Raw genomic sequence first — 9,928 nt, forward strand, 5'->3', positions numbered from 1 at the left:
AAACTGTTCCTTTTCTGTCTAAAATATATTATACTGTTTCTGTACCCTTGATACTACAATGTTTTACGCCTTAAGTACAATGTGTGGAATTTGTAGTAATCTATTGTGGATTTTATATAGAAGTCTTCTGAACTCACTTTATCAACAGCCGAAACTTCTTTTTTATCAACATAGTTTTTGGAAATTTTTATTTTATATTTTTCTGTAGATAACCTGTTTAAAACTTGTTTATTCAGGTACTTTTATTTTTTAAATTATTTTTATTTTATTTAGGAGGACATAATACATGAATACCCAATTAGCTGAAACATGGGAAAAAGTACTCAAGATTCTTAAGGTGGAGATCATGTCTGAGGTAAGTTACAACACTTGGATTCTTGGATTGAAACCAATCGGAATGAGAAATGGTGTATTCATGATCAGTGTACCCAATGAACTGACGCTGGATATCATTAACCAGCGATATATGCTTTTATTTAAAGAATCCATCAAACATGTGCTGAACCAGGACGTGGATGTGCAATGTGTGGTTGGAGAACCGGATTCCGATGACTCAAAAGCGGAGGAAGAGGTGCAAAAAGATAGCATCAAGCCTGCACCGGAAGCATTTGGTTCGCTGAACTCCAAGTATACCTTTGATTCTTTCGTCATCGGTAATTCCAACAGATTTGCCCATGCTGCTTCTGTTGCTGTTGCTGAGTCACCGGCTAATGCTTATAATCCACTCTTTCTGTATGGTGGAGTTGGACTTGGAAAAACACATCTCATGCATGCCATTGGCCATCATATTCAAGCAAACAATCCGAAAGCGAAGGTAGTCTATGTTTCCTCTGAGAAGTTCACAAATGAGCTGATCAACTCTATCCGATACGATAAGAATCTTGATTTTAGAAACAAATATAGAAATGTGGATGTTCTTCTTGTGGACGACATACAGTTCATTGCAGGTAAGGAAAGCACCCAGGAAGAGTTCTTTCATACGTTTAATGAACTCTACGAAGCAAGAAAACAGATCATCATCTCCAGCGACAGACCGCCGAATGAAATTCCTACATTAGAAGACCGTTTGCGAACAAGGTTTGCATGGGGGCTTCAGGCTGACATTCAGGCTCCTGATTTTGAGACAAGAATTGCCATTCTCAAGAAGAAAGCAGAGATTGAGAAGTATGTAGTTTCTTCCGATGTCATGGTCTATATTGCAACGAAGATCAAATCCAACATCAGAGAACTGGAAGGTGCTCTTACAAGAGTAATGGCTTATTCCTCATTAACCAACAACAAGAACATCACCGTTGATTTGGCTGCTGAGGCGCTGAAGGACATCATCTCTTCCACACAAACCAGATCCATCACCATAGATCTGATTCAGGATGTGGTGGCAAATTATTATAATCTTTCAGTTCAGGAGCTGAAATCTCAAAGAAGAACAAGAAATGTGGCTTATCCAAGGCAGATAGCCATGTATCTCTCCAGAAAACTGACTGATATGAGCTTGCCTAAAATCGGAGATGAGTTTGGTGGCAGGGATCATACTACTGTCATTCATGCTTATGAAAAAATCAGTGCCGCATTAAAAAGTGATGATTCCCTTGCCAGTGCCATCAGGATCATCACAAAAAAAGTGAACAGCCAGTAATCCACAAGTTGTTAAATTGCCTGTTCATCCACATGTGGATAAATTTATTATAAAAATACCTTGTGGAAAACTGTGGATAACTCGATAGGGAACTCAAAACTTATACACAAGGTTTCAAATCAGCAGATTGCTTCTGCCTCATGGTTTATTTTGCTTATCCACATAATACCGCCGCCTACTACTACTATTACTAAATAATCTATTATATTATTACTCTTCTGCGTGGATGAAAACATACACTGTGCAGTAAAAGTATCCCCACGAAACATTGTTTTATCTTATGAAATTGGGAGGATTGCATCATGCATTTCAGATGTCAGAAAAAAGATCTTGTCGAAGGAATCTCAACCGTACAGAAAGCGATTTTAGGAAAATCTCCTATGGCTGTTTTAGAAGGAATCTATATTGAGACTGGTGCCAATGAAATCATCATGAGAGGTTCTGATATTGATCTCAGTATTGAAACTTTAGTCTCTTCAAGTATTCTGGAGGATGGTAGAATCGTCATCGATTCCAAACTATTCGGTGACATTATCAGAAAGCTGCCAGATGCTACAGTAGAGATTGCGACAATGGAAAATAATACCATCCTTATTTCCTGTGAGAATTCAGAATTCAATCTTCTTTATTTAAATGCTGAAGAGTTTCCTATGCTCCCAGAAATCGGAAATAGAGAAAAGATTTCAATCAGAGAAGATGTCTTCAGAAATCTTATTAAAGCAACATCCTTTGCCGTAGCCCAGGATGAATCCAGACCGATTCTTATGGGTGTTCTCTTTGAAGTGAAGAATAAGGTCCTTAATATGGTTGCTCTGGATGGATTCAGATTGGCTCTTCGCAGCGAGTATTTGGAATCCAATGAGGATTTATCCGTAGTTATTCCAGGTAAAACACTCAATGAAGTATCTAAGATCCTTGGAGATAAGAACGAGCTTCTCTACATCAGTTTCAATGAGAATCATATTCTCTTCGAAGTTCAAAATACGAAAGTGGTTTCCAGGCTTCTTTCCGGCAGTTTTATCAAATATGAATCAATTATTCCAACAGACTATAAACTGCAGTTCAAAGTGAAAAGAGCACATCTGGCTCAAAGTATTGAAAGAGCGTCACTGATGGCGAAAGAGGGATCCTCCAAGCTGATCAAGCTTCAGATCGAAAATGACCGGGCAGTGATTACTTCCAATTCACAGTTTGGTAAAGTAAAAGAAGAAGTATCGGTTCATATGGAAGGGGATGCCATTGAAATTGCTTTCAATGCAAACTATCTTCTGGATACGTTAAAGGTCATGGAAGAAGAAGAGATTCTTCTGGAGATGACCTCCAGTGTCAGTCCGGCCATCATCAAAAATACTGTGGTTGATAACTGTATTTATATGGTGCTGCCAGTTAGATTAACCAGATAGGGGGAAATTATGGAAATTAAAATCAAGACTGAATTTATCAAGCTGGACTCATTTTTGAAATGGGCGGGGGCAGTTTCATTAGGATCCGAAGCAAAGGCTTATATTCAGGAAGGGCTAGTTAAAGTGAACGATGAGGTGGAGCTGAGAAGAGGAAAGAAAATTTATCCAGGGGACAAGGTTGAGTTCAATGGAGAAGTTTTCATCGCTGTGGCTGAATAATTCCAGATAAAAATTGCAATATGTATTGAGCCTTATACCACATAGAAGGACGGACTTCTATGTGGTATAATATATTGTAGGAGATTTTTTATGAAAATTAGAAACATCAGTCTGATGAACTATCGGAATTATGACCAACTGAATATCGAATTAGGCAAGGATGTCAATGTCTTTCAAGGAGAAAATGCCCAGGGAAAAACCAATATTCTCGAGGCAATTTATTATTGTGCCTTCGGAAGATCACACAGAACTGTGAAATCCAAAGACCTGATTATGTGGAAGCAAAGCAATGCGCAGATCAAAGTTTATATTGAAAAGGACCGCTTGGATAAAACCATTGATATTCAGATGCTTTCTGATGGGAGAAAATCTGTTTCCATCAATAAAGTTAAGCTGACGAAGATAGGAGACCTTTTAGGTGTACTCAATGTAGTGATGTTTTCACCGGAGGATCTGAAAATTGTCAAGGAATCTCCAGGACTCAGGCGAAGATTTCTTGATATGGAGATCAGTCAGCTGGATAAGGGATACTATAACGCTCTTGTGGGATACAATAAGGTGCTTCAGGAACGAAATGCTCTTTTGAAATCCAGACGGATGGACCGGAATATTCTGGACATTTATGATGTGAAATTGTCGGAGTATGCCAGTTATATTGTGAAGCAGAGAATCAATTATGTGACTCTTTTGAACACCCATGGAAGACCCATCCATCATGAAATCACCACGGGAAAAGAAGAGATTGCCTACGAGTATAAGTGTTCTTTTTCTCTAGAGGGAGATCTTAAAGAAAATCTCAAAAAAGAACTTTACAGAAAAAGAGATACAGACATAGAAAGAGGTACCACTTCCGCTGGAATCCATCGAGATGACTTCACGATACACATCAATGGTATCGATGCAAAAGATTTTGGTTCTCAGGGGCAGCAGAGAACTGCAGTACTTACCATGAAGTTTGCTTCTCTTGAAATCATCAAAAAATTGAAGGGGGAGTATCCTCTCCTCTTGCTGGATGATGTTTTATCTGAACTGGATCTGTCCCGCAAGAAATTTATTTTAAAATCCATAGAGAACATTCAGACTGTAATAACCTGTACCGGAGTTGAAAATGTGGAAGCATACTTAACAGGAAGTTACAGGCTCTTTACTGTAAGAAACGGAACAGTAGAACAAGGAGGTGTCTAGATTGTTTTTACACTTAGGAGAAAATGTAGTCATCCCAATGAAAGCGATTATTGGGATTTTTGATGTGGAATCCTCTATGTACAGCTCGGACACCAGCCAGTTTCTGCGTTTGGCCGAGGAAGACGGTTTTGTGACGAGGATCACGGACGATAAACCAAAGTCCATCATTATTGCGGAAATTGAACATAAATCCGTCATTTATCTTTCACCCATATCATCAAAGACCCTATCCAAAAGAACAAAGTACCGATTTGAAGACTAGAAGGAGGCCATGGAATGGTAGAGAATAACATGGATCAAACCATGAAAGAAGAAATAGAGGAAATTCGTGAGAATATCAATGCAGATGGAAGCAAAACAAAGGTAGAAGAAGCTTATGGCGACAGCAATATTCAGGTTCTGGAGGGCTTGGAGGCCGTAAGAAAAAGACCGGGTATGTATATTGGTTCCACTTCTTCAAGAGGTCTTCATCATCTGGTCTACGAAATAGTTGACAACAGTATCGACGAAGCACTTGCAGGATACTGCACCCATATTGAAGTAACCATTCATCAGAACAATTCCATTACAGTTGTGGATGATGGCCGAGGAATGCCAATCGGAATGAATGAGAAGCTTGGTAAGTCTACTGTAGAAGTCATCATGACGGTTCTTCATGCCGGAGGAAAGTTCGGTGGTGGAGGATATAAGGTTTCAGGAGGTCTTCATGGTGTAGGTGCCTCTGTTGTGAATGCCCTGTCCGAGACATGTGTGGTGGAGATTCGAAGAAACAGTAAAATCTATCGTCAGAAGTTTGAATATGGTAATCCCATTGGAGGGCTGGAAGAAGTAGGTGTTTCTGAACATACAGGAACCACAACCACATTCCTACCTGATAAAACAATTTTTGATGAAGTGGAATATGATTTTGAAATCCTCTCTGAGAGACTTAGAGAACTGGCGTTCCTCAATAAGGGCTTACGGATCACACTGACCGATGAGCGGGATGAGGAAGAAGGCAAGGCAAAAGAGGAATCCTATTACTATGAAGGCGGAATCAAATCGTTTGTGGAGTATCTCAACAGAAACAAAGAAGTGCTGCATAAAGAAGTCATGTACATCGATGATATGAAAGATGAGTATATCGTAGAAGTGGCTATGCAGTTCAATGACAGCTACAGTGAGAACATTTTCTCCTATGCCAACAACATTGATACCATCGAAGGTGGAACACATCTGGATGGTTTTAAAAGAGCGCTCACAAGAGTAGTCAATGACTACGGAAGACGTTTCGGCCATCTGAAAGAAAATGACAAGAACCTCTCTGGAGATGATATCAGAGAAGGTCTTACAGCTGTTGTTTCTGTAAAGCTTACAGATCCACAGTTTGAAGGACAGACAAAAACAAAACTTGGCAATGCGGAAGTCAGAAGTATTGTGGACAATATCGTAGGTGGAGCACTTTCAATCATTCTGGAAGAAAATCCAGCCATTGGAAAAATCGTCATCGATAAAGCCCTCATGGCAGCCAGAGCTAGAGAAGCTGCTCGTAAGGCAAGAGAATTAACGAGAAAGAGTGTACTGGAAAGAACAACGCTACCTGGTAAACTTGCAGACTGCGCCTCTAAAGATCCTCTGGAATCAGAAATCTATATCGTCGAGGGAGACTCTGCGGGTGGTTCTGCAAAGCAGGGAAGAAACAGACAGTTCCAGGCCATATTGCCACTTCGCGGAAAAATTATGAACGTTGAAAAGGCAAGACTGGACAAAATGCTGGGATCAGACACCATACGCTCCATGATCACCGCTTTTGGTGCTGGAATCGGCAAAGATTTCGATACCACAAAGCTCAGATATTCAAGAATCATCATCATGACAGACGCCGATGTGGATGGTGCCCACATCAGAACGCTTCTTCTGACCTTCTTCTATCGATATATGAGAGAGCTCATTGAGAAGGGACATGTTTATATCGCACAGCCACCGCTCTACAAGATTACCAAAGGAAAGAATATGCAATATGCGTATTCCGATAAAGAAATGGAAGACATTGTGGAGAGCCTAGGTGGAAAAGATTCATCCATTGCCCTTCAGAGATATAAAGGTCTTGGAGAAATGAATGCTTCACAGCTATGGGAAACTACAATGGATCCTGAGCACAGAATTCTTTTACGTGCTGACATAGAGGATGCAAAGGCAGCGGATGAGATCTTTACCATTCTTATGGGAGATAAAGTGGAGCCAAGAAGAGAATTTATCGAGAAGAATGCGAAGCTCGTCGAGAATTTGGACGTATAGGAGGCACATATAGTTGAATAACAATGAAGGTAAAGTATTACCCATAGATTTGAGAAAAGAAATGAAAACCAGTTATATCAATTACGCCATGAGTGTAATTGTAGGTCGTGCACTTCCTGATGTACGTGACGGTATGAAACCTGTACATAGAAGAATCCTGTTTTCCATGCATGAGCTGGGTATTTACAATGAAAAAGGATTCCGTAAATGCGCAAGAATCGTCGGTGACGTTCTTGGTAAGTACCATCCACATGGAGACTCCTCTGTGTATGATGCTCTAGTCAGATTGGCTCAGGACTTCTCTACCAGATATCTTCTCGTGGAAGGGCATGGTAACTTTGGTTCTGTAGATGGAGATGGAGCAGCGGCCATGAGATATACCGAAGCAAAGCTGGCAAAGATCTCCTCAGAAATGCTTCGGGACATCAATAAAGATACAGTAGACTTTATACCAAACTTTGATGGAGAGGAAAAAGAGCCTACCGTTCTTCCTGCAAGATTTCCTAACCTTCTGGTTAATGGTTCTTCAGGTATTGCGGTTGGTATGGCTACCAATATTCCACCTCACAATCTAACAGAAGTCATCAATGGTGTGATTCATCTAATTGATGATGAGGATATTACAGTACTTGAACTGATGCAGTACATTAAAGGACCAGATTTTCCAACTGGTGGTACCATCATGGGTGTGACTGGCATTAGAGAGGCCTATGAGACAGGCCGTGGTAAGGTCATTGTCAGAGCGAAGAGCGCTATTGAAGAACATAACGGCAGGCAAAGAATCATCATCACAGAAATTCCGTATATGGTGAATAAAGCAAAGCTTATTGAAAATATTGCAGATCATGTGAGAGATAAGAAACTTACTGGAATCTCAGACCTTCGGGATGAGTCTGACCGTGATGGTATGAGAATCGTCATTGAGCTGAAAAGAGACGCAAATGCTCATGTGGTTTTAAATTATCTTTATAAGAGGACAAAGGTCCAGGATACCTTTGGCATCATTAACCTGGCACTGGTCAATAATGAACCTAAGGTTCTGAACCTCAAGGAAATTCTCAAGAATTACCTGAACTTCCAAAAGGAAGTTGTTACTAGAAGAAGTATATTTGAAATGAATAAAGCCAAGGACAGGGCTCATATCCTCGAAGGATTGAGAATTGCTTTGGATCATATTGATGAAGTCATCAAAGTTCTTAGAAACTCCAAAACGACGGATATTGCAAAAGAGGAGCTGATGACAAGATTTTCTCTATCAGAAAAGCAGGCAGTAGCGATTCTTGATATGAGATTAAGAAGGCTTACAGGCTTGGAAAGAGATAAAATCGAAGAGGAGTACAAGTCTCTTATGGAGCTTATCGCTTATCTGGAGGGCATCATCAGTGACGAAGCACAGCTTCTTAGTGTCATTCGGGATGAGCTAACAGAAATACGAGACAAGTATGGTGATGAAAGAAGAACAGAGATTGAGAAGAATCATGATGAGATTGATTATGAAGATCTCATCAATGAAGAGGATGTTGTCATTACGCTGACTCAGGATGGATATATCAAGAGAATTTCAGCAACAGCCTACTCTGCTCAAAAGAGAGGTGGAAGAGGAATTCAAGCCATGTCCACCAAGGAAGACGATGTGGTGAATAAGGTATTTGTGACCTCCACCCATAAAAATCTTCTCTTCTTTACATCTAAAGGTAAAGTGTATAAGTTAAAAGCCTATGAGATCCCAGATTCAGGACGTACTTCCAAGGGCGTGAATCTTGTGAATCTGATTCCTGTAGATCAGGATGAAAGCATACAGGCTGTAATTTCCATTGGAGACATGGAGAAAGACGGGTATCTTGTATTTGCCACCGCAAGTGGTCTCATCAAGAAAACAACGCTCCATGATTTCAGCAATATCAGAAAAACAGGGCTCATTGCGCTGAACCTGAGAGAAGGAGACTCACTCCTTAATGTAAAATATACAAGAGGAGATGCAGATCTGCTTCTTGTAACCAAAGATGGTTATGCCATCAAGTTTAATGAGCACGATGTGAGACCTATGGGAAGAACCGCCACAGGTGTAAAGGGAATTACCCTTCGTACAGGAGATACCTGCGTGTCCTTTGACATTGCAGTAGCTGGTGAAGACATTCTGGTGGTGTCTGAGAACGGCCTTGGCAAGAGAACGCCAACAGATCAGTACAAACAGCAGAATAGAGGCGGAAAAGGACTGATTGCCTATAAGGTGACGGGTAAAACCGGTTATGTTGTGGGTGCCCGTTCCTGTTCCAATGATGATGAGCTGCTTCTTGTGAACTCTGATGGAGTTGCCATCCGTATCAATGTAAGCGAAATATCCATCACATCGAGAAATGCCATGGGTGTAAAACTCATGAAGACATCGGATGAGTCAAAAGTTGTATCTATGGCTAAGATTATTGCCTCCAGAGAAGATGGAGGTCCTGAAGTAGAAGAAATCGACAGTGATGAAATGATTGAGAAGAAACTCAGTGAAGTCATGGACGATGATTTTGAACTGGATGACTTAGTTGAAGAGTATGACGAAGACTCTGATGTAGGACTGGAAGAAGAATAAGATGATAGAAGAGATCTCCATGATCATGGGGGATCTCTTCTTTTTTCAAATAAGAAAGAAAAACTGCAAAAACGAACATTAATTAACAATAAAGACAATTAGTTCGCTAATTAGCTGTTTTTAACAATCTTTTGAAGGGGTTAAAAGGATGTTCTTAATCAAACAACCCCGTGTGTATCACAATAAGGATTACTTCGAAATTAAGAGATATTTTTAGAATGAGTGACTTATTTGACTCAAATCGAATTGTGTATAAACACCGACAATTCATCCCATGATAAGATAGACAAGTCGCTTGAGAGAGCGGCGCGAAAACAAGCAAACATAGTTCTTTGAAAATTAAACAGAATATAGGTAAAAAACCAAAGTAATTCTTTTTGAGAAATCAAAAAAAACCACTTTCTGAAAAGAAAGTGCGAACTTCATGAAAATGGAGTTCAGAAGCTAGTGTAATGAATAGCTAGTTCAAACTTTTAAATTGAGAGTTTGATCCTGGCTCAGGACGAACGCTGGCGGCGTGCCTAACACATGCAAGTCGAGCGGAGAATGCGGATATGTTTACATAGAAGCGTTCTTAGCGGCGGACGGGTGAGTAACACGTGGGTAACCTGCCTCAAAGTGGGGGAT

General features: G+C 40.2%; 7 protein-coding genes and 1 rRNA gene. All 8 read left to right on the forward strand.

What is annotated here, in order from left to right; genetic code table 11:
* Positions 1–286: 286 nt before the first annotated feature.
* Complete coding sequence (dnaA, locus tag BM243_RS13820) at positions 287–1,636, forward strand: chromosomal replication initiator protein DnaA (RefSeq protein WP_074913009.1); 1,350 nt, start codon at positions 287–289, stop codon at positions 1,634–1,636.
* Positions 1,637–1,938: 302 nt separating this feature from the next.
* Positions 1,939–3,039, forward strand: coding sequence for a DNA polymerase III subunit beta (gene dnaN / locus BM243_RS13825; RefSeq protein WP_074913011.1), 1,101 nt, complete (start codon positions 1,939–1,941; stop codon positions 3,037–3,039).
* Between the two features lie 6 nt (positions 3,040–3,045).
* Entirely contained in the window at positions 3,046–3,258 is a 213-nt protein-coding gene (gene yaaA, locus BM243_RS13830; RefSeq protein ID WP_031575596.1) for a S4 domain-containing protein YaaA, read from the forward strand.
* 90 nt (positions 3,259–3,348) lie between these two features.
* Positions 3,349–4,443: a DNA replication/repair protein RecF gene (recF, locus tag BM243_RS13835; RefSeq protein ID WP_074913013.1), complete on the forward strand. Its 1,095-nt coding sequence runs from the start codon at positions 3,349–3,351 to the stop codon at positions 4,441–4,443.
* 1 nt (position 4,444) lies between these two features.
* Positions 4,445–4,705 carry an extracellular matrix regulator RemB gene (gene remB / locus BM243_RS13840; RefSeq protein WP_074913015.1) on the forward strand — a complete coding sequence of 87 codons (261 nt, stop codon included), beginning with the start codon at positions 4,445–4,447 and terminating at the stop codon, positions 4,703–4,705.
* Between the two features lie 14 nt (positions 4,706–4,719).
* Positions 4,720–6,720, forward strand: coding sequence for a DNA topoisomerase (ATP-hydrolyzing) subunit B (gyrB, locus tag BM243_RS13845; RefSeq protein ID WP_242943571.1), 2,001 nt, complete (start codon positions 4,720–4,722; stop codon positions 6,718–6,720).
* Positions 6,721–6,733: 13 nt separating this feature from the next.
* A complete protein-coding gene (gyrA, locus tag BM243_RS13850) occupies positions 6,734–9,301 on the forward strand; it encodes a DNA gyrase subunit A (RefSeq protein WP_074913017.1) in 2,568 nt (855 codons plus the stop codon).
* A 474-nt stretch (positions 9,302–9,775) separates the two neighbouring features.
* Positions 9,776–9,928, forward strand: a 16S ribosomal RNA gene (locus BM243_RS13855); the annotation flags it as partial.

The sequence above is a fragment of the Proteiniclasticum ruminis genome (assembly GCF_900115135.1).
GTDB lineage: Bacteria > Bacillota > Clostridia > Clostridiales > Clostridiaceae > Proteiniclasticum > Proteiniclasticum ruminis_A.

Excerpts from the sequence above, each read along its gene's own strand:
- dnaA (WP_074913009.1), top strand. The coding sequence starts at position 287 with ATGAATACCCAATTAGCTGAAACATGGGAAAAAGTACTCAAGATTCTT.
- dnaN (WP_074913011.1), top strand. The coding sequence starts at position 1,939 with ATGCATTTCAGATGTCAGAAAAAAGATCTTGTCGAAGGAATCTCAACC.
- recF (WP_074913013.1), top strand. The coding sequence starts at position 3,349 with ATGAAAATTAGAAACATCAGTCTGATGAACTATCGGAATTATGACCAA.
- gyrB (WP_242943571.1), top strand. The coding sequence starts at position 4,720 with ATGGTAGAGAATAACATGGATCAAACCATGAAAGAAGAAATAGAGGAA.